General features: G+C 67.3%; 21 protein-coding genes and 1 tRNA gene. 12 read left to right on the forward strand and 10 right to left on the reverse strand.

What is annotated here, in order from left to right:
- Positions 1-32: 32 nt before the first annotated feature.
- The 3 genes from K2L43_RS13395 to K2L43_RS13405 all read left to right on the forward strand — a co-directional run bounded on the left by K2L43_RS13395 (position 33) and on the right by K2L43_RS13405 (position 1,903).
- A complete protein-coding gene (locus K2L43_RS13395; protein WP_011806268.1) occupies positions 33-935 on the forward strand; it encodes a LysR family transcriptional regulator in 903 nt (300 codons plus the stop codon).
- A 174-nt stretch (positions 936-1,109) separates the two neighbouring features.
- Positions 1,110-1,415 carry a helix-turn-helix domain-containing protein gene (locus K2L43_RS13400; protein ID WP_011806269.1) on the forward strand — a complete coding sequence of 102 codons (306 nt, stop codon included), beginning with the start codon at positions 1,110-1,112 and terminating at the stop codon, positions 1,413-1,415.
- 128 nt (positions 1,416-1,543) lie between these two features.
- Entirely contained in the window at positions 1,544-1,903 is a 360-nt protein-coding gene (locus K2L43_RS13405; protein ID WP_011806270.1) for an FKBP-type peptidyl-prolyl cis-trans isomerase, read from the forward strand.
- Positions 1,904-1,998: 95 nt separating this feature from the next.
- On the opposite strand, the gene rimO is transcribed toward K2L43_RS13405, so the two are convergent.
- From rimO to K2L43_RS13430, 5 genes are all read right to left on the reverse strand, one after another.
- Positions 1,999-3,390: a 30S ribosomal protein S12 methylthiotransferase RimO gene (gene rimO / locus K2L43_RS13410; RefSeq protein ID WP_220637755.1), complete on the reverse strand. Its 1,392-nt coding sequence runs from the start codon at positions 3,388-3,390 to the stop codon at positions 1,999-2,001.
- A gap of 27 nt (positions 3,391-3,417) precedes the next feature.
- Positions 3,418-3,987, reverse strand: a complete 570-nt coding sequence (phaR, locus tag K2L43_RS13415; RefSeq protein WP_011806272.1) for a polyhydroxyalkanoate synthesis repressor PhaR — start codon at positions 3,985-3,987, stop codon at positions 3,418-3,420.
- 199 nt (positions 3,988-4,186) lie between these two features.
- A tRNA-Val gene (locus tag K2L43_RS13420) sits at positions 4,187-4,263 on the reverse strand.
- Between the two features lie 60 nt (positions 4,264-4,323).
- Positions 4,324-6,537 (reverse strand): bifunctional (p)ppGpp synthetase/guanosine-3',5'-bis(diphosphate) 3'-pyrophosphohydrolase, encoded by a 2,214-nt coding sequence (locus K2L43_RS13425; RefSeq protein ID WP_238526600.1) that lies wholly within the window; start codon positions 6,535-6,537, stop codon positions 4,324-4,326.
- A gap of 26 nt (positions 6,538-6,563) precedes the next feature.
- Positions 6,564-7,499, reverse strand: coding sequence for an alpha/beta fold hydrolase (locus K2L43_RS13430; RefSeq protein ID WP_220637756.1), 936 nt, complete (start codon positions 7,497-7,499; stop codon positions 6,564-6,566).
- Positions 7,500-7,568: 69 nt separating this feature from the next.
- On the opposite strand from K2L43_RS13430, the gene K2L43_RS13435 reads away from it, so the two are divergent.
- The gene (locus tag K2L43_RS13435) at positions 7,569-8,351 is read left to right on the forward strand and encodes a 3-hydroxybutyrate dehydrogenase (RefSeq protein ID WP_011806275.1); all 783 of its coding nucleotides are present in this window, start codon (positions 7,569-7,571) and stop codon (positions 8,349-8,351) included.
- A 79-nt stretch (positions 8,352-8,430) separates the two neighbouring features.
- Here the strand turns inward: K2L43_RS13435 and K2L43_RS13440 are convergent, their stop codons facing one another.
- Complete coding sequence (locus K2L43_RS13440) at positions 8,431-9,144, reverse strand: SIMPL domain-containing protein (RefSeq protein ID WP_220637757.1); 714 nt, start codon at positions 9,142-9,144, stop codon at positions 8,431-8,433.
- A 220-nt stretch (positions 9,145-9,364) separates the two neighbouring features.
- Between K2L43_RS13440 and ompR the strand changes: the two genes are divergently transcribed.
- A complete protein-coding gene (ompR, locus tag K2L43_RS13445) occupies positions 9,365-10,096 on the forward strand; it encodes a two-component system response regulator OmpR (RefSeq protein WP_011806277.1) in 732 nt (243 codons plus the stop codon).
- Between the two features lie 83 nt (positions 10,097-10,179).
- Entirely contained in the window at positions 10,180-11,685 is a 1,506-nt protein-coding gene (locus K2L43_RS13450; protein WP_220637758.1) for an ATP-binding protein, read from the forward strand.
- Between the two features lie 75 nt (positions 11,686-11,760).
- On the opposite strand, the gene ispF is transcribed toward K2L43_RS13450, so the two are convergent.
- Both ispF and K2L43_RS13460 read right to left on the reverse strand, forming a co-directional pair.
- Positions 11,761-12,240 (reverse strand): 2-C-methyl-D-erythritol 2,4-cyclodiphosphate synthase, encoded by a 480-nt coding sequence (ispF, locus tag K2L43_RS13455; RefSeq protein ID WP_220637759.1) that lies wholly within the window; start codon positions 12,238-12,240, stop codon positions 11,761-11,763.
- 20 nt (positions 12,241-12,260) lie between these two features.
- Positions 12,261-13,100: a 2-C-methyl-D-erythritol 4-phosphate cytidylyltransferase gene (locus tag K2L43_RS13460; RefSeq protein WP_015913878.1), complete on the reverse strand. Its 840-nt coding sequence runs from the start codon at positions 13,098-13,100 to the stop codon at positions 12,261-12,263.
- Positions 13,101-13,201: 101 nt separating this feature from the next.
- Between K2L43_RS13460 and mfd the strand changes: the two genes are divergently transcribed.
- From mfd to K2L43_RS13480, 4 genes are all read left to right on the forward strand, one after another.
- Complete coding sequence (gene mfd, locus K2L43_RS13465; protein WP_220637760.1) at positions 13,202-16,705, forward strand: transcription-repair coupling factor; 3,504 nt, start codon at positions 13,202-13,204, stop codon at positions 16,703-16,705.
- A gap of 8 nt (positions 16,706-16,713) precedes the next feature.
- Positions 16,714-17,388, forward strand: a complete 675-nt coding sequence (locus tag K2L43_RS13470) for a hypothetical protein (protein WP_220637761.1) — start codon at positions 16,714-16,716, stop codon at positions 17,386-17,388.
- A 41-nt stretch (positions 17,389-17,429) separates the two neighbouring features.
- A complete protein-coding gene (gene serB, locus K2L43_RS13475) occupies positions 17,430-18,146 on the forward strand; it encodes a phosphoserine phosphatase SerB (protein ID WP_011806283.1) in 717 nt (238 codons plus the stop codon).
- Between the two features lie 235 nt (positions 18,147-18,381).
- The gene (locus K2L43_RS13480; RefSeq protein ID WP_103737489.1) at positions 18,382-19,167 is read left to right on the forward strand and encodes a MetQ/NlpA family ABC transporter substrate-binding protein; all 786 of its coding nucleotides are present in this window, start codon (positions 18,382-18,384) and stop codon (positions 19,165-19,167) included.
- A gap of 79 nt (positions 19,168-19,246) precedes the next feature.
- Here K2L43_RS13480 and K2L43_RS13485 read toward each other — a convergent pair whose 3' ends face one another.
- Positions 19,247-19,882: a LysE/ArgO family amino acid transporter gene (locus K2L43_RS13485; protein ID WP_015913881.1), complete on the reverse strand. Its 636-nt coding sequence runs from the start codon at positions 19,880-19,882 to the stop codon at positions 19,247-19,249.
- A 70-nt stretch (positions 19,883-19,952) separates the two neighbouring features.
- Between K2L43_RS13485 and K2L43_RS13490 the strand changes: the two genes are divergently transcribed.
- Entirely contained in the window at positions 19,953-20,864 is a 912-nt protein-coding gene (locus K2L43_RS13490; protein ID WP_047349479.1) for an HTH-type transcriptional regulator ArgP, read from the forward strand.
- 54 nt (positions 20,865-20,918) lie between these two features.
- On the opposite strand, the gene K2L43_RS13495 is transcribed toward K2L43_RS13490, so the two are convergent.
- On the reverse strand, positions 20,919-21,419 hold the full coding sequence (locus tag K2L43_RS13495) for an Rrf2 family transcriptional regulator (protein WP_011806287.1): 501 nt from the start codon (positions 21,417-21,419) through the stop codon (positions 20,919-20,921).
- A gap of 89 nt (positions 21,420-21,508) precedes the next feature.
- Here K2L43_RS13495 and ytfE point away from each other — a divergent pair, with 89 nt between their 5' ends.
- The gene (gene ytfE / locus K2L43_RS13500; RefSeq protein WP_015913884.1) at positions 21,509-22,231 is read left to right on the forward strand and encodes an iron-sulfur cluster repair protein YtfE; all 723 of its coding nucleotides are present in this window, start codon (positions 21,509-21,511) and stop codon (positions 22,229-22,231) included.
- Positions 22,232-22,282: the final 51 nt, after the last annotated feature.

Raw genomic sequence — 22,282 nt, forward strand, 5'->3', positions numbered from 1 at the left:
GGAACCCCAAGCGTTCCCAAACGGAAATTTTCATGCGTCTGCCCGACCTGCTCTCGCTCAAGCTGTTCGTCGCCGTGTGCGAGCACCGCAACATTGCGCGTGCCGCGCAGCAGGAGGCCATCGTGGGCTCGGCCGTCAGCAAACGGCTGGCGCAACTGGAAGACACCGTGGGCGCGCGCCTGCTGGTGCGCCGCCGGCATGGCGTGGCGCCCACCCCGGCGGGTGAGGCGCTGCTGGAGCATGCGCGCGAGATGCTGGCCAGCGTGGGGCGCATCGAGCGCGACATGGCCGCGTTCAACACCGGCATCCGCGGACAGGTGCGCATGCTGGTCACCGCCTCGGTCATGGCCGAGTCGCTGGCCGACGACGTAGCAGCGTTCCTGCAGGACCCCGCGCACCGCGACATCCAGGTGAGCATGGAGGAGCGCGTGAGCCCCGAGGTCGTGCGCGGCATCCGCGAGGGCAGCGCCACCGTGGGCATCTGCTGGGACGCGGCGGACCTGCAGGGGCTGCAGACCCGCAGCTACCGCCACGACCATCTGGCCATCGTCGCGCACCCCGATCACCCCGTGGCCCAGTCAGCGCGCGTGCGCTTTGCCGACGTGCTGGGGCATGAGTTCGTCAGCATGCCGGCGCTGAGCGCCGTACAGGTGCTGCTGGCGCGCGCCGCGGCCGTGGAGGGCAAGATGCTGGCACACCGCGTGCAGGTGTCCAACTTCGACGCTGCGCTGCGCGTGGTGCGCGCCAACCTGGCCATCAGCGTGATCCCACGCGAAGTGGCCGAGCCGTTTGCCGCCGCCACCGGCGTGCGCGTGATTCCGCTGGCCGACGGCTGGGCACGGCGGCGCTTTGCCATCTGCTTTCGCAGCGAGGATGGCCTGTCACCCGCCGCCCGGCTGCTGGTGGAGCACCTCGTGCGCAGGGCGCCGGAGTGAGCCGCATGGCTACCCCATTTTTCAGGGTTTGCACATGTCAGCCGGACGCAACGAGCTACTAAACTTGTAGCAGGTACATTTCCAGGCTATATTGCTATCGTTTTTTGCAACCACCGCCGCTCCGCCCCTGCGCGGCGCGGCACCCCACCACCCTATGCGCAAGGAGAAGCGTTCATGAGCTCCAAGGAAAACGCCGCCGTCAACCAGCTGTTCGAGAAACTCGAATGCCGTTATGCGCTGCGCGTGCTGTGGGCCCTGCGCGACGGCCATCCGCAGACGTTCCGCCTGCTGCAAGACAGCGTAGGCGGCATCACGCCCAACACGCTCAACACCCGCATCAAGGAACTGCGCGAGTGCGGGCTGCTGGACCACGGCAGCGACGGCTACACCGTCACCCCCGTGGGCCAGGATCTGCTCAAGCGCCTGTCCGATGTGCAGGCTTTTGCCACCCGCTGGTCCGCCGCGCGCGTGAAGAAGTAAAGCGCCCCGCAAGCCCTTCGGCCCCCACCAGCCCGCCGTGTGCGGGTTGTGGTCTTTTTGGCCCCTAGCGCTTATTGGATAAGCGCTAACAGCTATCTTTTTTGAATCAAATCAAGGAACCGTTCACCATGGCATTCACCACCACCGCCTCCGGCCTGCAGTATGAAGACACCGTCGTCGGCACCGGCGCGCAGGCCACGCGCGGCCAGTCGGTGCGCGTGCACTACACCGGCTGGCTCTACAACGACGGCCAGCAAGGCGCCAAGTTCGATTCCAGCCGCGACCGCAACGACCCGTTCGAGTTTCCCCTGGGCGCGGGCATGGTCATCAAGGGCTGGGACGAGGGCGTGCAAGGCATGCAGATCGGCGGCCAGCGCACACTGATCATCCCGGCAGCCCTGGGCTACGGCGCACGCGGCGCCGGCGGCGTGATCCCGCCCAACGCCACGCTGAAGTTCGACGTGGAGCTGCTGGCCGTCGGCGTCTGACGGAACTCCGCGCCCCGCTGGCGGGGCGCCCGGAAAAAAAAGGGAACGTGGTTCGCACGTTCCCTTTTTTGTGGGCGCTGTATGGCCGCCGTTGATTACACCGGCACGCCCACCAGGTCATGCCCCTGCGTTCCCACGATGCGCGCCTTCACGAAGTCGCCCACCTTGTAGGTCTTGCTGAATTTCTCGGGCGGCAGCAGGTGCACCACGCCGTCGATCTCGGGCGCATCGGCGTAGCTGCGGCCCACGCCGCCCTTCTTGCCCAGGCCCACGGCCTGGTCCACCAGCACCTGCATGGTCTGGCCCACGCGGCGCTGCAGCTTGGCGGTGGAGACTTCCTCCGCCACCGCCATGAAGCGCGCACGGCGCTCCTCGCGCAGTTCCATGGGCAGCATGCCCGGCAGCTCGTTGGCAGCGGCGCCCTCTACGTCGCTGTAGGCAAAGCAGCCCGCACGGTCGATCTGCGCCTCGCGCACGAAGTCCAGCAGGTGCTGGAACTCTTCTTCCGTCTCGCCGGGGAAGCCCGCGATGAAGGTGCTGCGGATCACGATCTCCGGGCAGGCCTCGCGCCAGCGCAGGATGCGCTCCAGATTCTTCTGGCCGCTGGCGGGGCGCTTCATGCGCTTGAGCACGTCGGGGTGGCTGTGCTGGAAGGGCACATCCAGGTACGGCAGCACCAAGCCCTGCGCCATCAGCGGAATGATGTCGTCCACGCTCGGGTAGGGGTAGACATAGTGCAGGCGCACCCACGCGCCGTAGGTGGCGGCCATCTCGCCCAGCGTCTGCACCAGCTCCAGCGTGCGCGTCTTGACGGGCTTGCCGTCCCAGAAGCCCGTGCGGTACTTCACGTCCACGCCATAGGCCGATGTGTCCTGGCTGATGACCAGCAGTTCCTTCACCCCGCCCTCGAACAGCGCCTTGGCTTCCTTGAGCACATCGCCCACCGGGCGCGACACCAGGTCGCCGCGCATCGAGGGGATGATGCAGAAGGTGCAGCGGTGGTTGCAGCCCTCGCTGATCTTCAGGTAGGCATAGTGGCGCGGCGTGAGCTTGATGCCCGCCTCGCCGAAGCTGCCCGGCACCAGGTCAAGGAAGGGGTCGTGCGGCTTGGGACAATGCGTGTGAACAACCTCCATCACTTCCTGTGCTGCATGCGGCCCGGTCACGGCCAGCACGCTGGGGTGCACCTCTTTCACGAGATTGCCGCCCGTCTCGCCGGCGCGCGCGCCCAGGCAACCGGTAACGATCACCTTGCCGTTCTCGGCCAGGGCCTCGCCGATGGTGTCCAGGCTTTCCTTCACGGCTTCATCGATGAAGCCGCAGGTGTTGACGATGACGAGGTCTGCGCCCTCGAAGGTCTTGGAGGTTTCGTAGCCCTCGGCGCTGAGTTGCGTGAGGAGGAGTTCGGAGTCGGTGAGGTTCTTGGGGCAGCCGAGGCTGACGAACCCGATCTTGGGGGTCTTGGCGGGGGAGAGTGCTTGGCTCATCCCCGCATTTTCCCAGTTCTGCCAGGCTCAGCGTTTTTTGAGGCCAAACGCGCCCAGCATCTGCTCGGTCTGCTTCTGCATCTGGTCCTGCATCTGCAGGAACATGTTCTGCGACTGCTCCACGTAGTTGCCCATCAGCCCCTTCATCATGGGCGACTGCAGATTCATGAATTGCGTCCACATCTCGGGCGTGAGGCCTTGCGACTGCTCGGCCAGCTTGGCCTGGATCTCGGTGAACATCTGCACGTTCTTTTCCAGGTACGCACCCATGAAGCCCTGCATGGCGTGGCCATAGAAGCGGATGATGTTGGCCAGCGCCGCCTCGCTGAACATCGGCGCGCCGCCTGCCTCCTCCTCTAGGATGATCTGCAGCAGGATGCTGCGCGTGAGGTCTTCGCTGGTCTTGGCGTCGCGCACCACGACGGATTCGCCCTGCATCACCAGCTGCTTGACCTCGGCCAGCGTGACATAGGTGGAGGTGGACGTGTCGTACAGCCGGCGGTTGGGGTACTTCTTGATCACGCGCTGGGCGGTTTTTGGGTCAGGTGCTGGGTTCTTGTCTGGCACAGGCGGCTCCTCGGGTACATGGCCCGTCATGGCTTGTATTGCAGTGCAGCAGATTCTAGGCAGGCCGCACCCGCGCAGCGCGCAGGAATACCCTGATGGCTTGCACGACCGCCTGCTCCAGGCGGAATGCGGGGGATCCGGAAACAAAAAAGCCGCTCTGTCGAGCGGCGTTTTGTACAGAATTTCTCTCTTTGCATGCTGAAGTCTGGGTGGCTTCAGCAGAGAGAAATGGTAGGCGCGATTGGACTCGAACCAACGACCCCCACCATGTCAAGGTGGTGCTCTAACCAGCTGAGCTACGCGCCTGTGTTTGTTCGAGAAGCGGGAGTATAGCAGCAAAAAATGCCGCCTCGGCCCTGGCGGCCGTCATCGCCGGCGCGCCGACCGCACCCCCTGCACCGCGGCCACGATACCCAGCACCTTGTTGAGCCGCCCCGCATCGGACACCTCCACGGTGAAGGTCATCCATGCCGTTCCCTTGACGGACTGTGTTTGCACGCCGATGACGTTGGTCTTCTCACGGGCGAACACTTCCGAGATGTCGCGCAGCAGGCCCTGGCGGTCCGAGGCTTCCACCGCCACGTCCACGGGGTAGACGGCGGCTTCTCCGGCAGCGCGCTGCGACTTTCCCCACTCCACGTCGATCACGCGCTCCGCATTGCGCGCCGCCATCTCGCGGAAGTTGCTGCAGTCGGCGCGGTGCACGCTCACGCCCTTGCCGCGCGTGACGAAACCACGGATCTCATCGGGCGGCGCGGGCTTGCAGCACTTGGCCAACTGCGTCATGAGGGAATCCACGCCCACCACCAGCACGCCGCCCTTGGGCGCGCCGTCGGGTGTGCGCGCCTTCTTGAGCAGCACGTCAGGCTCGTCGACCGCTGGCTCGGGTGGGCGCAACAGGGTCTCGATGCTGCGCAGCGAGAATTCGTCCTTGCCCACCACTTCGAACAAGGCCTCGGCCGACTTGAAGCCCAGCTGCACCGCCAGGTCGTCAAGCTTGAGGGCCGTCTTGCCCTCGCGCTGTAGCAGCTTTTCCACCAGCTCGCGGCCGCGCGCCACCGTGGCATGGGTGGCCTGTGCGTTGAACCACGCGCGCACCTTGGCCTTCGCGCGGTTGCTGGTGAGGTAGCCCAGTTCCGGGTTGAGCCAGTCGCGCGAAGGACGCCCTTCCTTCACGGTGATGATCTCCACCGTCTGGCCGTTCTGCAGCGGCGTGTTCAGCGGCACCATGTTGCCGTCGACACGCGCGCCCCGGCAGCGGTGGCCGACGCTGGTGTGCACGGCATAGGCGAAGTCCACGGGCGTGGCGCCCTGGGGCAGTTCCACCACGGCCGCGTCCGGGGTCAGCACATAAATGCGGTCTTCGAACAACCCGCTGCGGCTGGCGGAGCCCACCAGGTCGCGCTCCCACGCCAGCAGCTGGCGCAGTACGGCGATCTTGGCGTCGTACTCGCTGCTGGCCGACACGCCGGCGTAGCCCTTGGTGCCCGCCTCCTTGTAGGCCCAGTGCGCGGCCACGCCATGCTCGGCATGGTCGTGCATGGCCTGGGTGCGGATTTGTATCTCGATGGCCTTGCCCGCCTCGTCGCGCACCACGGTGTGCAGCGACTGGTAGCCATTGGGCTTGGGGCGGGCGATGTAGTCGTCGAACTCCGCCTCGATGGGCTTGAACTGGCTGTGCACCCAGCTCAAAGCGGCATAGCAGTCTTTGACGCTCGGCACCACCACACGCAGCGCACGGATGTCGAACACCTGGTCGAAGTTCAGCGACTTGCCGCGCATCTTCTTGACGATGCTGTAGATGTGCTTGGGCCGGCCCTGCACGCTGGCACTGATGCTGCGCGCGCGCAGCTCGGATTCGAGACGGCTGCGCACCTGCTCCATGTACAGCTCGCGCTCCACGCGCTTCTCGTCGAGCAGGCGGGCCACCTCCTTATAGGTCTCGGGCTCCAGGAAGCGGAAGGCCAGATCTTCCAGCTCCCACTTCATCTGCCAGATGCCCAGGCGGTTGGCCAGCGGCGCGAACACCTGCAGCGCCTCGCGCGCGATGGCCGGCGATACCGGGCGCTTGGCTGCGGCATAAAAGCGCAGCGTCTGCAGGCGGGACGCCAGGCGCAGCATCACCACGCGCAGGTCGCGCGAGAAGGCCAGCAGCATCTTGCGCACGTTCTCGGTCTGCGTGGCCGCATCGTCCACCTGCTGGCCCGTCACCTGCGCCTCGCGCGCCTGCAGTTGCACGCGCATGAGCTTGGTGGTCTCCAGCGCCAGCGCGGCGAAATTGCTACCGAAGGCCTTGGTGATCACTTCCTCGGGCTTGTTCAGGTGCGAGCAGGCATACACCAGATAGACCGCCGCCTGCATGGTTTCCGAGCCGCCCAGGTGCTTGAGGATGGCGGACACCGCATCGGCATGGACGAGGGTGTTCTCTCCGGTTTCCAACGTTTCGCCGATCAAGAGCGGCTCGGCAAAGGCGCGGGCGCGCACCAGGGCGTCGGCATGCTCCGGTCCCGCCTGCGCGGTGGCTGCGATGAGCTGCGGCACCGCCTCGGGTCGGGGCCCGGCGGCCGCGCCCTGCCCCATGGGCAGATGGCCGATGGAACTGCTCTTCATGCTGTCAACTCCTCCTGCCGCTCCAGCAGGAACTGCGCGACCACGGCCACCTGGTCCGGCTGCACCAGCGTCGGCGCGTGGCCCACGCCGGCGAACTCCACCAGCCGCGCACGCGGGCCGCGCGCGGTCATCTCGCGCGCCGTGGCGCTGGACAACAGGTCCGAGTCCGCGCCGCGCAGCAGCAGCACCTGGGCCGGGATCTGGTCGTACAGCTGCCATAGCTGCTGCTCACCCGCCAGCGCGGCCTCGGGCGTGAGGGCGCGAAAGGGCACGGCGATCGCCGGGTCGTAGTGCAGGGCCAAGCCCCCTTGGGGCGCCTCGCGCACCATGGCGCGAGACAGTTCCAGCCACTGCGCAGGTGTGTGCGGCCCGAAGCTGCGCGACACCGCCCACAGCGCGTCGGCCGCCTGCTGCAGCGTCGCGAAATGCGCGGGCTGGCCCAGGTACTGGCCGATGCGCGCGAGCGCCTGCCACTCCACCCGCGGTCCCACATCGTTGAGCACCAGGCGCCGCACGGGTACCGGCAACACTCCCGGCTGGCCGCACAGGCCCGTGCCGATGAGCCCGCCCATGCTCGTGCCCACCCAATCCAGGGTGGCGATGGGGCCCTGGCTATGCAGCTGGACCAGCAAGGCCCGCATGTCGGCCGCGTACACCGGCAATTGGTATTGCATCGGATCGGCCAGCCAATGGCTGCGTCCGCGCCCCACGACATCGGGGCAGACCACGCGCGCATGGCGGGCCAGCGCGCGTGCCAGGGTGTCGAAGTCCCGCCCCTGGCGTGCCAGCCCGTGGACGCAGATGATCACATGGGGATGGGCCGCGTCGCCCGTCTCGTTCCACTCCCAGTAGGCCATGCGATGGCCTTGTTCCGGGTGGCCGGCGGCCGCGGGGCCGGGGCACGGTACGTATTTCAGCGTAGGTTGAATCATGGAAACGGTACCGTCATGCAGCGCTCGATAATGCCTGCGCTGCATCCTAATTCATTCGGAGAGACTCTCATGTTGAACGGCAAAACCGCCCTCGTCACCGGCTCCACCAGCGGCATCGGCCTGGGCATCGCCAAGGCGCTCGCGCGCCAGGGGGCGAACATCGTGCTCAACGGCTTTGGCGACGTGGACGGTCCGCGCGCCGAGGTGCTGGCCGCCGGCGAGGCCGCAGGCGCCCGCGTGGCCTACCACGGCGCGGACATGAGCCGCCCCGCGGAGATCGAGGACATGCTCAAGTACGCCGCATCCCAGTTCGGCCGCGTGGACATCCTGGTCAACAACGCCGGCATCCAGCACGTGGCCAGCGTGCAGGACTTCCCCGTGGAGAAGTGGGACGCCATCATCGCCATCAACTTGACCAGCGCCTTCCACACCACGCGCCTGGCACTGCCCGGCATGCTGGCCAATGACTGGGGCCGCATCATCAACGTGGCGTCGGTACACGGCCTGGTGGGATCGGCGCAGAAGTCGGCCTACGTGGCGGCCAAGCACGGCATCGTGGGCCTGACCAAGGTGACGGCGCTGGAGACCGCCCCGACGGGCGTGACCTGCAACGCGATCTGCCCCGGCTGGGTGCTCACGCCGCTGGTGCAAAAGCAGGTGGACGCCAAGGCCGCCGCGCTGGGCATCTCCAATGAAGAAGCCAAGAAAGTGCTGCTGGGCGAGAAGGAGCCCTCCATGCAGTTCACCACACCCGAAGAGCTGGGTGAACTGGCCGTGTTCTTCTGCTCGGCCGCCGCCAACAACGTGCGCGGCGTGGCATGGAATATGGACGGCGGCTGGGTGGCGCAGTAAGATCGCTATCAACAAGATAGCTGGTAACGCCCGATTGGCGGGCGCTGCAGTCCAAAATGGCTGATAGCGGCCGCTGGGGTCACTTGAGCTGCACCGAGCCAGCCACCGTCACCACCACCTGGGCCTTGCCGGCCTCCACAGGCACGGGAGCGTCGGACGCATAGGATGCTGCCTTGGCCTCCATGGCCATCATGCGCGGGCGCGGGCCGGGCGACATCTCATTGCTGTTCACCGCCACCTCGCGCAGCGAGTAGCCGCCAAAACCAAAGCCCCGCGCCAGTTCGGAGGCGCGTGCCTTGAAGGCCTCGATGGCCTGTGCCTGGGCCTCGGTCTCCACCTTGGCCCGCGCCTCGCGCGACAGGTCGAATGCGATCTGGCTGATGGACATGCTCTGGATCTTGCCCGCCGTGGCCGTGATGCGCGGGAAGTCGCGCCCTTCCAGCACCAGCTCGGCGCGGCCCTGCCAGCCGGTGATCTTGCCGTCCTTGCCGTAGCGCGGGTACATGCCGAAGGCCCCCGTGCGCACGTCCATCTGCTGCGGCTGGGCGGCGCGGCGGGCTTCGGCCAGCGCGGCGTCCAGCGCCTGTTTGAGTTGCGTTTGCACGCCTGCGGCGTCCGCGGCTTCCTTGGTGGCGGCCAGCGTCAGCACCAGCAAGTCCTGCTGCACCTGCACCGTGCCCGATGCGGAGAGCTGCAGCACGTTCTGCGGCGGCGCCAAAGGATTCTGAGCGTAAGCGGCCACAGCGCCCGCCATCAGTGCGCAAGCAGCTATTGTTTTTATAGTTCTTTGCATGGTGTTCCTTTTCTTGGGTTGACGTTGTACGGGCATGTGCAGCATGCCCCAGGACCGACGCTAACCGCGTCAGCGCAGCGCTGGCATGAATGCCGGGTAATGTCGTTGCGAGGTGTCGCAAAACCTGTAACAGTTGGTCAGACCCCGGGGTAAAACCGGACTTTCCGTTCGCAAGCTGGTCAGAATCGGCTCTGTTACAAATTGGACTGGGAAAGAAAGCATGGCTTCAACAACCAACCGTACCGACAAAGTTCTCGTGGTGGATGACGATGCGCGCATCCGCGACCTGCTGCGCCGCTACCTCACCCAGGAAGGCTTTGAAGTTATGGTCGCGGAAGACGGCAAGGCCCTCAACCGCATCCTGCTGCGCGAGACCGTGGACCTGATCGTGCTGGACCTGATGATGCCGGGTGAAGACGGCCTGTCGATCTGCCGGCGCCTGCGCGCGGCCAATGACCGCACGCCCATCATCATGCTGACCGCCAAGGGCGAGGACGTGGACCGCATCGTGGGCCTGGAAGTGGGCGCCGACGACTACCTGGGCAAGCCCTTCAACCCGCGCGAACTGCTGGCCCGCATCCACGCCGTGCTGCGCCGCCGCCCGCCGCAGGAGGCCCCGGGCGCACCGTCGGGCGACAACGAAGTGGTGACCTTCGGCCCCTTCACCTTCGACCTGGGCACGCGCGCGCTGCAAAAGAACGGCGAGGAACTGCCGCTGACCACGGGCGAATTCGCCATGCTGAAAGCCCTGGTGCGCCACCCGCGCCAGCCGCTGTCGCGCGAAAAGCTCGCGCTGCTGGCGCGCGGGCGCGAGTTCGAGCCGTTCGACCGCAGCCTGGACGTGCAGATCTCGCGCCTGCGCAAGCTGGTCGAGGTGGACGCCGCCGCGCCGCGCTACATCCAGACCGTTTGGGGTGTGGGCTACGTGTTCGTGCCGGACGGCACGAACTGACCAGGGCATCCCATCCGAAAGGAACGGCGGCCCACTCCATCGGCACGCCGTGCCCTGCATGACCGCTTGCACGCCACCTTGACATGAGCGCCACCCACGACGCGCCTTCCGATGCCACCAGCCCCGCGCCGCTGGAAACGTCCGCCAGCCGGCGGGCCCAGCGTGCGCGCGTGGGGCTGAACCTCTTCTGGCGCACCTTCTTCCTGCTGGCGGTGCTGCTGATCGGCAGCATCATGGCGTGGCTGCAGACGCTGCGCGCGCTGGAGTTCGAGCCCCGCGCTCTGCAGACGGCGCAGCAGATTGCATCGTTGGTCAACCTGAGCCGCGCGGCGCTCATTCACTCCGACGCCATCGCGCGCGTGTCGCTGCTCAAGACCATGGCCGACCAGGAGGGCGTGCGCATCCTGCCGCGCGAGCCGGGTGACAAGTTCGAGCTGCTCTCGCCCTCCCCGCTCGGCTCGCGCCTGACCGAAGAACTCACCCAGCGCCTGGGGCCCGGCACCATCGTGGCCGCCAGCGTGAATGGCGAGAAGGGGCTGTGGGTGGGCTTCACCATCAATGGCGACCCCAACTGGATGCTGATGGACCGTTCGCGCCTGAGTGCCGCTGGCGGCAAGACCTGGATGATCTGGTTGATCACCGCAGGCGCGCTGTCGCTGGCGGGTGCCGCCGTCATCGCGCGGCTGATCAACCGTCCGCTCAAGCAGCTCAGCGACGCGGCCAACCGCGTGCGCGACGGCGACTTTGCCAACAGCCGCCTGGACGAAGAGGCCGTGACCAGCGAGATCCGCGAGGTCAACATCGGCTTCAACCGCATGGCGCAAAAGCTCGCCAAGCTGGAGCAGGACCGCGCGGTGATGCTGGCCGGCATCTCGCACGACCTGCGCACGCCGTTGGCGCGGCTGCGCCTGGAAACCGAGATGAGCGTCACCGACGACGTGGCGCGCGAGCACATGGTGGCCGACATCGTGCAGTTGGACGCCACCATCGACAAGTTCCTGGACTATGCGCGGCCCGACACCACGGTGGCCCTGAGCCCCGTCAACCTGCATGGCGTGGTGTCGTCCTGCGTGTACGCGGTGCAGGACCACCGCGAGTTGCAGATCTCGATGAACGTGCCCGAGGACCTGATCGTGATGGCCGACGAGGTGGAGCTGGCGCGCGTGATCTCCAACCTGCTGGAGAACGCCCGTCGCTACGGCAAGAACCGCGAAACCGGCATCACCACCGTGGACATCGCCGCCAAGGCGCGCGAGAAGTGGGTGCTGATGAAGCTGCGCGACCACGGGCCCGGCGCACCACCCGAGCAACTGGCCAACCTCACCAAACCGTTCTTTCGCGGCGACTCCGCGCGCACGGCCGCGGCCGGCGCGGGCCTGGGCCTGTCGATCGTGGACAAGACCGTGCAGCGCATGGGGGGCATCTTCGCGCTGGCCAACTCGGGCTCGGGCGGGCTGGTGGCCCACATCCAGTTGCAGCGCGCGATGAATCTACGGCAGGGCCAGGACCCCCAGCAGCGCCTGCAGCGCCCGCAGATCAAGCGCCACCTGCCACCGCGCAGCGGTGTGCCGCCATCTCAGCAAAATTGATAGCAGCCAGCGCTTGCTGCGTGGCTGATTTACAGCGTTTCCTGCCGGAAACCGGCACTCTTCCAGCGCAAGCAGCTATTTTTTGAATAGCAACACGGCGGCGCGCGCCTCGATGGACAGGCCCTGCCCCACGGGGCCCAGGCGCTCGGCGGTCTTGGCCTTCACGTTCACTTGGTCCAGCACCAGGCCCAGCGCGCCGGCGATGCGCTCGCGCATGGCGGGGATGTGCGCCGCCAGGCGCGGCGCCTGCGCAACGACTGTGCTGTCAATGTTGCCGATGGCGTAGCCCGTGTCGCCCACGCGGCGCGCCGCCTCCTCCAGCAGCGCCACCGAGTCCGCGCCCTTGAAGCGCGCGTCGGTGTCGGGGAAGTGGCTGCCGATGTCGCCCAGCGCCGCAGCGCCCAGCAGCGCATCGGTGATGGCATGCAGCAGCACATCGGCATCGGAATGGCCCAGCAAGCCCATGGCGTGCGGGATCTCCACCCCGCCGATGACCAGGCGCCGCCCGGGCACCAGCGCATGCACGTCCCACCCTTCGCCGATTCTGAAATTCATGCCCATTGCGTTCGCCGCCCTCATGCCTTGGAAGAAAAGAAAGTCTTGACCGGGTCGCTCGCCGCGGCGCCGCGTTCGCCGCCAAAGCGCTCCAGCGTGGCGCCGTGCATGCGCTGGGCCAGCACGGCCTCGGCCAGCGCGAAGTCCTCGGGGTAGGTCACCTTGAAGTTCTGCGCGCCGCCAGGCACCAGGCGCGGGCGCAGGCCCATGGCCTCCATGGCACTGGCCTCGTCGGTGGCGGTGGCGCCCACCCGCTCCAGCGCATGGCGCAGCGCACCGATGCGGAACATCTGCGGCGTCTGCGCCAGCCATTTGTCGCTGCGGTCCACGGTGGCTGCCACGCGCACGCCACCGGGGCCGTCGCTCGCCACCTTGAGCGTGTCCGCCAGCTTATGCGCCAGCAGCCCGCCCACGCTGTCGTGCTGGCAGGCGTCGATGAGCGCATCGATCTGCTGCGCCGTCACCAGGCAGCGCGCCGCATCGTGCACCAGCGCCCAGTCCTCATCCTGCGCGCCGCGCGATTGCAGGGCCTTCAGGCCGCCCAGCACCGTGTCGGCGCGCGCGGGCCCGCCGCAGGGCACGGCAAAGAAGGCCGGGTGGGGGTGACCGTCGAAGAAGGTGTCGCCCGCGGCCACGGCCACCAGCGTGCCCGCCAGGCGCGCCACGCCCGCAAAGGCCGCCAGCGTGTGCAGCACCATCGGGTGACCCGCCACCGTGTGGTACTGCTTGGGCAGCACGGGGGGGCCGTCCTGCCCGCCCCTGCGCACGGCGCGCGTGCCGGTGCCGGCGCAGGGCACCAGCCCCCAGAAGCGCCCGGCCACAGGGCGAGCAGGGGTGGTGGGCGGCAGCAGGTCGGTCATGGGCGGGCATTCTAAAATCCCCGGTCGTCGTCTTGAGCCTCGTGGCGCACACTGCTCCGTGTCCTGCGCCCTATCCCACACCATGGGGCGACGCCACCTGCATGCAGCTGCCCAAACTCTCCCCCGGAAAACGATTCACCCTGCCCCGCCCCGTGGGCAGCGCCGACGCCTTGCTGCTGGCCCGCCTGGGCGAGCGTGAAAAGGCCGCAGGCCGCACCACCGCCATCGTCACCGCCGATGCAACCGACGCCCAGCGCCTCATCGACGAGATGGCCTTCTTCGCGCCCGAGTTGCGCTGCGCGCTGTTTCCCGACTGGGAAACGCTGCCCTACGACAGCTTCTCGCCGCACCAGGACCTGATCAGCGAGCGGCTGGCCACACTCTGGCGCATCCAGCAGCGCGACAAGGACACGGGCGCCGACGTGGTGCTGGTGCCGGCCACCACGGCGCTGTACCGGCTGGCGCCGCCGTCGTTCCTCGCGGGCTACACCTTCCATTTCAAGGTCAAGCAGAAGCTGGACGAGGCCAAGCTGCGCGCCCAGCTCACGCTCGCGGGCTACCAGCATGTGTCCCAGGTGGTGGGCCATGGCGAATACGCGGTGCGCGGCGGGTTGATCGACCTGTTCCCGATGGGTTCGGCCGTGCCGTACCGGGTGGACCTGTTCGACGACGAGATCGACTCCATCCGCACGTTCGACCCCGACAGCCAGCGCAGCCTCTACCCGGTGCCCGAGGTGCGCCTGCTGCCCGGGCGCGAGTTCCCCATGGACGACGCGGCGCGCGCCAAGTTCCGCCAGCGCTGGCGCGAGCTGCTGGAGGGCGATCCCACGCGCAGCCGCATCTACAAGGACATGGGCAACGGTGTGGCCACGGCGGGCATCGAGTACTACCTGCCGCTGTTCTTCGATGAGACGGCCACCGTGTTCGATTACCTGGGCAACGAAGCCACCGTGGTGCTGCACGGCGACCTAGAGACAGCCTTCCAGCGCTTCTGGCAGGACACGCGCGACCGCTACCGCCTGATCCAGGGCGACCCGGACCACCCCACCCTGCCGCCGGAGGCGCTGTTCCTGGGCGCCGAGCAGTTCTACGCCCAGGCCAACCAGCATGCCCAGTTGTCGCTGCGCCCCGGTGTGGAAGACGTGGCGGACAACGCGCAGTTCCAGAAGCTGCCCGACCTGTCCGTGGTGCGCGGCGCCGAGGACCCGCTGGCGCGGCTGCAGGCGCACATCCGCGCCACCGGGCAGACCGGCCAGCGCGTGCTGCTGCTGGCTGAAAGCGACGGCCGGCGCGAGAGCCTGCTGGATTTCCTGCGGGCCTCGGGGTTGAACCCGCCGGCCTTCGACTCGCTGGCTGAGTTCCAGTCCACGCCCGAGGAACGTGTGGGCATCGCCACGGCGGCGCTGGCCTCGGGCTTCGCGTGGATGGAAGAAGGCCTGGACCTGGTCACCGAGACCGAGCTGTTCGCCGCTGGCTCCACCACGCGCCGGCGCAAGAAGCAGGAGCAGGCCAGCGACGTCGAAGCGCTGATCAAGGACCTGTCCGAGCTGAAGGTGGGCGACCCCGTGGTGCACAACCAGCACGGCATCGGGCGCTACCGCGGCCTCATCCACATGGATGTGGGCAACAAGAACCCCGACGGCAGCCCCGCGCTGCAGGAGTTCCTGCACCTGGAATACGCCGACAAGGCCGTGCTCTACGTGCCTGTGAGTCAGCTACAACTCATCGGCCGCTACACGGGCGTGTCTGCCGACGAGGCCCCGCTGCACAAGCTGGGCAGCGGCCAGTGGGAAAAGGCCAAGCGCAAGGCCGCCGAGCAGGTGCGCGACGCCGCGGCCGAGCTGCTCAACATCTACGCCCGCCGCGCCGCGCGGGAGGGGCATGCCTTCCGCTACTCGCCCAACGACTACGAGCAGTTCGCCAACGACTTCGGCTTCGAGGAGACCGCGGACCAGAAGGCCGCGATCCACGCCGTGGTGCAGGACATGATCAGCCCGCGCCCCATGGACCGGCTGGTCTGCGGCGACGTCGGCTTTGGCAAGACCGAGGTCGCACTGCGTGCCTGCTTCGTGGCCGTGGCCGGGGGCAAGCAGGTGGCGTTCCTGGCGCCCACCACGCTGCTGGCCGAGCAGCACTACCGCACGCTGAGCGACCGCTTCAGCAAGTGGCCCGTGAAGGTGGCCGAGGTCTCGCGCTTTCGCTCGGGCAAGGAGATCACCGCCGCCGTGAAAGGCATTGCCGACGGCACGGTGGACATCGTCGTGGGCACGCACAAGCTGCTCAGCGAATCGACCCAGTTCAAGAACCTGGGCCTGCTCATCATCGACGAGGAACACCGCTTCGGCGTGCGCCACAAGGAGGCGATGAAGCAGTTCCGCGCCGAGGTGGATGTGCTCACGCTCACCGCCACGCCGATCCCGCGCACCATGGGCATGGCGCTGGAGGGGCTGCGCGACCTGTCCGTGATCGCCACCGCGCCGCAGCGGCGCCTGGCCATCAAGACCTTCGTGCGCAACGAAGGCACGGGCGTGATCCGCGAGGCCGTGCTGCGCGAGCTCAAGCGCGGCGGCCAGTGCTACTTCCTGCACAACGAGGTCGAGACCATCGAGAACCGGCGCCAGAAGCTCGAAGAGATATTGCCCGAGGCGCACATCGCCGTGGCCCACGGCCAGATGCCCGAGCGCGAGCTGGAGCGCGTGATGCGCGACTTCGTGGCCCAGCGCTACAACATCCTGCTGTGCTCGACCATCATCGAGACCGGCATCGACGTGCCCACGGCCAACACCATCATCATCAGCCGCGCCGACAAGTTCGGCCTGGCGCAGCTGCACCAGTTGCGCGGGCGCGTGGGGCGCAGCCACCACCAGGCCTACGCCTACCTGATGGTGCCCGACATCGACGGCCTGACCAAGCAGGCGCAGCAGCGCCTGGACGCCATCCAGCAGATGGAGGAGCTGGGCAGCGGCTTCTACCTGGCCATGCACGACCTGGAGATCCGCGGCGCGGGCGAGGTGCTGGGCGAGAGCCAGAGCGGCAACATGATGGAGATCGGCTTCCAGCTCTACAACGAGATGCTGGCCGAGGCCGTGAAGCAGCTCAAGGCCGGCAAGGAGCCCGACCTGCTCGCCCCCATGCAGGCCGCCACCGACATCAACCTGCACGCCCCGGCCCTGCTGCCCGACGACTATTGCGGCGATGTGCACCTGCGCCTGTCGTTCTACAAGAAGCTGGCCACGGCCAAGACCGGCGACCAGATCGATGGCCTGCTCGAAGAGATCGTGGACCGCTTCGGCAAGCTGCCGCCGCAGGCGCAGACGCTGATCGACGTGCACCGTCTGCGCGTGCTGTCCGCGCCCTACGGCGTCGTGAAGGTGGATGCCGCCCCCGGCGTGATCACCATCACCTTCAAGCCGCAGCCCCCGGTGGACCCGATGGCCATCATCCACCTGATCCAGAAAAACAAGCACATCAAGCTGGCGGGCAATGAGAAGCTGCGCATCGAACGCGAGCTGCCCGACCCCGCCGCGCGCGCCCAGATGGTGCGCGACGTGCTGCGCAGCCTGGGCCAGCCGCTGGCCGAGGCGCAGGCCGCCGTCCCCGCCTAGGCAGATCCATGGCACTGGAAGCCGCCCTCGCCCTGCTGGCACTGGCCTTCGCGCTGGCCGCGCGGCCCTGGCGGCTGCTGGGCAGCCGCAAACCGTTGGCGCACGAGGCCCATGGCGCACCTGCCACGCTGTGGACGCCGCTGCTCGCCACGCTCGTGCTGCTGCCCTGGGCCTGGGCCCTGCCTACGCTGCACCGCATGCCGCTGCAGCTGCAGTGGTCAGGCGCCTGCCTGGTGCTGCTCATGCTGGGCTGGCCGCTGGCGGTTCCGGCCCTGCTGGCCGTCGGCACGATCGCCGCGCTGGTCTCGCCCAGCCTGGGCTGGGGCGACGCGCTGGGCCTGGCCGTGTGGCAGGGCATCGTCCCCGCCACGCTCGCGCTGCTCGTGGGCGTGCTGCTGCGGCGCCTGGCGGGCGCGCGTGCGCTCACCGGCGTGCGCATCTTCATCTACGTGCTGGGCCGGGGCTTCCTGGGCACGGCGCTGTGCGTGTTCGTGGCAGGCTCGCTGTCGCAATGGGCGGGCCATGTGCTGCCGGGCGTGGGCGAGCAGTTGTCGCTGGTGGCGCGCTGGCTCATGGCCTGGGGCGATGGCATGGTCACGGGCATGCTGTGCGCGGTGTTCGTGGCCTTCAAGCCCGGGTGGCTGGCCACCTGGTCCGACCAGCTGTACCTGCCCAAGCCCTGAACGACAATCCCTCTTTTTCGCATCCGCTCTACTCCGCTTCCATGTCCCAGACTCCTTTTGAATTTGCCCCAGGTCTCGTCGTGCAGGGCATCACGCCGCCGCTGCGGCTGGCCGACTACAAGCTCATCGCCTTCGACATGGACTCCACGCTCATCAGCATCGAATGCGTGGACGAGATCGCCGACGCCGCCGGCCGCAAGGCCGAGGTGGCTGCCATCACCGAGGCCGCCATGCAGGGCCTGATCGCCGACTACAAGGAAAGCCTGCGCCAGCGCGTGGCGCTGCTCAAGGGCGTGGGCACGGACCACCTGGAGCGCGTGTTCACCGAGCGCCTGCGCTTCAACCCCGGCGCGGCCGAACTCATCGCCGCCGCCAAGGCCGCGGGGCTGGCCACGCTGCTCGTTTCGGGTGGATTCACTTTCTTCTCCGACCGCGTGAAGGCGCACCTGGGGATCGACTTCGCACGCTCCAACGTGCTGGAGATCGAGAACGGCCTGCTCACCGGCCGCATGGTGGACCAACCCTGGGGCGACATCTGCGACGGCGCGGAAAAACGGCGCACCCTGCTGGAGGTCGCCTCGCTGATGGGCATCGACGCGCGCCAGACCATCGCCGTGGGCGACGGGGCCAACGACCTGCCCATGATGGGCGCGGCCGGGCTGTCCGTGGCCTACCACGCCAAGCCCGCCGTGCGCGCACAGGCCCGCGTGGCCATCAACCAGGGTGGACTGGACCGGCTGCTGGAAGTGCTGCGCTGAGTCTCATACGGCAACCCATTGAAGCTCTCATATTCATAGCTGTTAGCGCTTTTTAAATAAGCGCTTGAATGGTTTTTTGGCAAAATTTCATAGGATAAAGAACCCATTCCATATATGAATATAAAAATAAAAACGACTTGCGGCTGAGTCGTCCCGCTTACACTTCACACCCTGGCCATCGCCCTCTTGCACAGGGCGGTGCTCTCAAGTCACCGCTACAAGGAAACCGTTCTCCATGCTGAAGAAAACCCTGTCCGCCATTGCCCTGGCCGCTGCCGCGCTGGGCGCGCAAGCCGCCGACGTGCTCAAGGTAGCCGCCACGGCCGTGCCGCACGCGGAGATCCTGAACTTCGTGAAGCCCCAGCTCAAGGCCCAGGGCCTGGACCTGCAGGTCAAGGAATTCAGCGATTACGTGCAGCCCAACGCCGCCGTCGAGGACAAGCAGCTGGACGCCAACTTCTTCCAGCACCAGCCCTACCTGGACAGCTACAACAAGGACCGCAAGAGCAGCCTGGTGGCCGTGCCCAACGGCAAGATCCACGTGGAGCCCTTTGGCGCCTACTCCAGCAAGATCAAGAACGTGAAGGACTTGAAGGACGGCGCCACCGTGGCCATTCCCAACGATCCCTCCAACGGCGGCCGCGCGCTGATCCTGCTGGCCAAGCAGGGCCTGATCGAGCTGAAGGATCCCAAGAGCCTCACGCCCACGCCGCTGGACGTGGTGAAGAACCCCAAGAAGCTCAAGTTCAAGGAGCTCGAAGCCCCGCTGCTGCCGCGTGCGCTGGCCGATGTGGACCTGGCCCTGATCAACACCAACTACGCGATCGAAGCCAAGCTCAACCCCACCAAGGATGCGCTGTTCATCGAAGGCGCCGACTCGCCCTACACCAACATCGTGGCGGCCCGTGCCGACCGCGCCAACGACCCCAACATCGCCAAGCTGATCAAGGCGCTGCACACGCCCGAGGTGAAGAAGTTCATCCAGGACAAGTACAAGGGCGCCGTGGTCCCCGCGTTCTGACCGCGCACCGCGCAGCGGCAACGCTGTACGAAGAAAAGCGCTGCCGCGGCAGCGCTTTTTTCATGGGTGGGGCACGACGTCAGGCACCCTGCCACACCCACCAGGCCAGCACGAACATCATCGCGCCCGTCAGCGTGTCCAGCACGCGCCAGGCGCGCGGGTTGGCAAACACGCCCTGCAGGCGCCGCCCGGCGAAGGCCAGCACCACGAACCAGGTCAGGCTGGCCGACGCCGCCCCCAGCACGAACACCCACTTGAGCCAACCATCCTGGCGCGCACCGATGGAGCCGATCAGCACCACCGTGTCCAGGTACACATGCGGGTTGAGCAGCGTGATGACGGCCAGGCCGCTGAGCACGCCCAGCACCCCGCGCGCCACGCGTTCGCCACCCGAGGCGTTCAGCCCCGCGTCCGGTGCGAAGAAAGCACGATGCCAGGCAAACAAGCCGTAGGCCAGCAGGAACAGCGCCCCGCCCAGTTGCAGCGCATGCGCCAGCGTGGGCGAACGGCCCAGCACCTGCGCCATGCCGGCCACGCCCAGCGCCACCAGCAGCGCGTCGCTGGCCACGCACCACGCCACGCAGGCGCGCACGTGTTGACCCTGCACCGCCTGGCGCAGCACGTACAGGTTCTGCGCTCCGATGGAGACGATGAGCGACAGGCACACGGTGAAGCCCGTGAGCCAGGAGGAAGCGGCGGCGTGTTGAGTGAACATGCGCCTGATGGTAGGCCGCGCATTCATTTAAGTACACTTCAAACTTCTAACCGATATTAAGTAAAACTGAATGCTGGACTACGCTGGACTGGAAGCCTTGGCCGCCGTGGTGCGCGAAGGCAGCTTCGAGCGGGCGGCGCGCCGCCTGCACGTAACGCCATCGGCCGTGTCGCAGCGCATCAAGCAGTTGGAGGAGCGCGTGGGACAGGTGCTGGTGCAGCGCGGCAGCCCCTGCACCGGCACCGACGCCGGACGCCGGCTGTGCCTGCACCTGGAACAGGTGGCGCTGCTGGAAAACCAGTTGCGCCGTACCAACCCCGACCTGCTGCCCGACATGCCCGCGCCGGCACCAACGCTCAAGCTGGCCGTCAACGCGGATTCGCTGTCCACCTGGTTCATGGACGCCATGGCCGCCTTCACCGCGGGCGGCAACGAACTGCTGGACCTGCGCATCGACGACCAGGAGCACACGGGCGAGCGGCTGCGCCAGGGCGAGGTGATTGCCGCCGTCACCGCCACGGGCACGGCCATCGCCGGCTGCAACACCTGGCCGCTGGGCACCATGCGCTATGTGGCCGCCGCCAGCCCCGGATTCATTGCGCGGCACTTTGCCGACGGTGTGACGGCGGCCACGCTGGCGCGCGCGCCGATCATGACCTTCGACCGCAAGGACCGGCTGCAAGACCAATGGATGCAGGCGCACGGCCTCACGTCGCGCACGCATGCACCCAGGCACTTCCTGCCGTCCAACTTTGGCTACGTGCGCGCCTGCGAGGTGGGCATGGGGTGGGGCATGCACCCGCTGACGCTGATCGGCCAGCAACTGGCCGAGGGCCGTCTGGTGCAGTTGCTGCCGAACACCGCCATGGACGTGCCGCTGTACTGGGCCCACCCGCGCACGGCGCAGGTGGCGCTGGAGCGCCTCACCCAGTGCGTGATGGCGGCGGCGCGCCAGTGGCTGGAGCCGCCGCTGGCGGCCTGAATCATCAAAAAGTAGAGCGCTTCGCGCTTGCAGGTAAAGCGCTGGAGCCTGTTTCTATGCCAATGTCTCGGGGCGGGTGATGGGCAACCCAGGCACCCAGCGCATGGACTGCACCAGCGCCGCCCCGCCCTGCCGCTGCGCAGCGATGGACGGGGTGACCAGATCGGCCACGGTGAAGCTGTCCAGCACTGCAAGGTAGGCCCGCGTGGCGTCGGACAGCACGGCTTGCAGACGGCAGTGGCTGCTCATGCGGCATTGGTTCAACTCGGCATTGAAACACTCGACCATGTCGAAGTCGGTCTCCGTCATGCGCACGATCTGGCCCAGGTTGATCTCGCTGGCGGGCTTCATCAGGCGCATGCCGCCACCACGCCCGCGCGTGGTGTCCAGCAGCCCCTGGGCCGCGAGTTGCTGCACGATCTTCGTGAGATGGCTGCGCGAGATGCCGTGTGCCTCGGCCACCTCGCTGATGGTCACGGGCTGCTCGCGCTCCTGGCAGGCGGCGCAGTACATGAGCACGCGCAGCGTGTAGTCGGTCCACTGGGTCAGTCGCATGGTTGCACCAAGGGTTCACACAAAGATTCACTCTATGTGGATTTTAATGAATAAAATATTCATCACAAGTGAACCTTTAAGGAAGCCCCATGAATACCGCCACATCTCCCTCCCTCGACCCCCGTCAGGCCATCGGCCAGATTGCCGTTGAACTGCCTGGCGCGACCGCCGTGTTCCGCCGCCTGAAGCTGGACTTCTGCTGCGGCGGCCAAGTGCCGCTGGAACAGGCGGCCGCGGACAAAGGCCTGGACCTGCAGGCCGTGGTGGATGAGCTTTCCGCCCTGCAACGCCCCAACGAGCTGCCCGACGCGGGCACACCCACGGAACTGATCGACCACATCGTCGCGCGCTACCACGAGGTGCACCGCGCCCAGTTGCCCGAGCTGGTGCGCATGGCGCGCCGCGTGGAAGCCGTGCACCGCGACAACCCCAACACGCCGCACGGCCTGGCCGACGCGCTGGAAGAGATGCAGCAGGAGCTGCTGACCCACATGCACAAGGAGGAAGCCATCCTGTTCCCCATGCTGCGCAGCGGCGGCAACGCCTTCGTGACCCAACCCATCGGCATGATGCGCAGCGAGCACGTGGACCACGGCGAGGCACTGGAGCAGATCGCGCGCCTGACCAACGACATCACCCCGCCCATGGGCGCCTGCAACACCTGGCGCGCGCTGTATGCGGGCCTCGCGCAGCTCAGCGACGACCTGGTGAACCACATCCACCTGGAGAACAACGTGCTGTTCCCGCAGTTCGAGGCCGGCGCCTCGCAGGGCTGCGGCAGCGGCTCGGCATGTTCGTGCAGCGGCGGCTGATGCCCGTCAGCGGCGCGCGCCAACGGGCGTGAGCCGGTAGGCGCGGACGGG

The organism is Diaphorobacter sp. MNS-0 (genome assembly GCF_019602835.1).
GTDB lineage: Bacteria > Pseudomonadota > Gammaproteobacteria > Burkholderiales > Burkholderiaceae_C > Diaphorobacter > Diaphorobacter nitroreducens.

What these genes read in the sequence shown, in the direction of transcription:
- K2L43_RS13395 (WP_011806268.1), top strand. Translation starts at nt 33, where the DNA reads ATGCGTCTGCCCGACCTGCTCTCGCTCAAGCTGTTCGTCGCCGTGTGC.
- K2L43_RS13400 (WP_011806269.1), top strand. Translation starts at nt 1,110, where the DNA reads ATGAGCTCCAAGGAAAACGCCGCCGTCAACCAGCTGTTCGAGAAACTC.
- K2L43_RS13405 (WP_011806270.1), top strand. Translation starts at nt 1,544, where the DNA reads ATGGCATTCACCACCACCGCCTCCGGCCTGCAGTATGAAGACACCGTC.
- rimO (WP_220637755.1), bottom strand. Translation starts at nt 3,390, where the DNA reads ATGAGCCAAGCACTCTCCCCCGCCAAGACCCCCAAGATCGGGTTCGTC.
- phaR (WP_011806272.1), bottom strand. Translation starts at nt 3,987, where the DNA reads ATGACGGGCCATGTACCCGAGGAGCCGCCTGTGCCAGACAAGAACCCA.
- K2L43_RS13425 (WP_238526600.1), bottom strand. Translation starts at nt 6,537, where the DNA reads ATGGGGCAGGGCGCGGCCGCCGGGCCCCGACCCGAGGCGGTGCCGCAG.
- K2L43_RS13430 (WP_220637756.1), bottom strand. Translation starts at nt 7,499, where the DNA reads ATGATTCAACCTACGCTGAAATACGTACCGTGCCCCGGCCCCGCGGCC.
- K2L43_RS13435 (WP_011806275.1), top strand. Translation starts at nt 7,569, where the DNA reads ATGTTGAACGGCAAAACCGCCCTCGTCACCGGCTCCACCAGCGGCATC.
- K2L43_RS13440 (WP_220637757.1), bottom strand. Translation starts at nt 9,144, where the DNA reads ATGCAAAGAACTATAAAAACAATAGCTGCTTGCGCACTGATGGCGGGC.
- ompR (WP_011806277.1), top strand. Translation starts at nt 9,365, where the DNA reads ATGGCTTCAACAACCAACCGTACCGACAAAGTTCTCGTGGTGGATGAC.
- K2L43_RS13450 (WP_220637758.1), top strand. Translation starts at nt 10,180, where the DNA reads ATGAGCGCCACCCACGACGCGCCTTCCGATGCCACCAGCCCCGCGCCG.
- ispF (WP_220637759.1), bottom strand. Translation starts at nt 12,240, where the DNA reads ATGAATTTCAGAATCGGCGAAGGGTGGGACGTGCATGCGCTGGTGCCC.
- K2L43_RS13460 (WP_015913878.1), bottom strand. Translation starts at nt 13,100, where the DNA reads ATGACCGACCTGCTGCCGCCCACCACCCCTGCTCGCCCTGTGGCCGGG.
- mfd (WP_220637760.1), top strand. Translation starts at nt 13,202, where the DNA reads ATGCAGCTGCCCAAACTCTCCCCCGGAAAACGATTCACCCTGCCCCGC.
- K2L43_RS13470 (WP_220637761.1), top strand. Translation starts at nt 16,714, where the DNA reads ATGGCACTGGAAGCCGCCCTCGCCCTGCTGGCACTGGCCTTCGCGCTG.
- serB (WP_011806283.1), top strand. Translation starts at nt 17,430, where the DNA reads ATGTCCCAGACTCCTTTTGAATTTGCCCCAGGTCTCGTCGTGCAGGGC.
- K2L43_RS13480 (WP_103737489.1), top strand. Translation starts at nt 18,382, where the DNA reads ATGCTGAAGAAAACCCTGTCCGCCATTGCCCTGGCCGCTGCCGCGCTG.
- K2L43_RS13485 (WP_015913881.1), bottom strand. Translation starts at nt 19,882, where the DNA reads ATGTTCACTCAACACGCCGCCGCTTCCTCCTGGCTCACGGGCTTCACC.
- K2L43_RS13490 (WP_047349479.1), top strand. Translation starts at nt 19,953, where the DNA reads ATGCTGGACTACGCTGGACTGGAAGCCTTGGCCGCCGTGGTGCGCGAA.
- K2L43_RS13495 (WP_011806287.1), bottom strand. Translation starts at nt 21,419, where the DNA reads ATGCGACTGACCCAGTGGACCGACTACACGCTGCGCGTGCTCATGTAC.
- ytfE (WP_015913884.1), top strand. Translation starts at nt 21,509, where the DNA reads ATGAATACCGCCACATCTCCCTCCCTCGACCCCCGTCAGGCCATCGGC.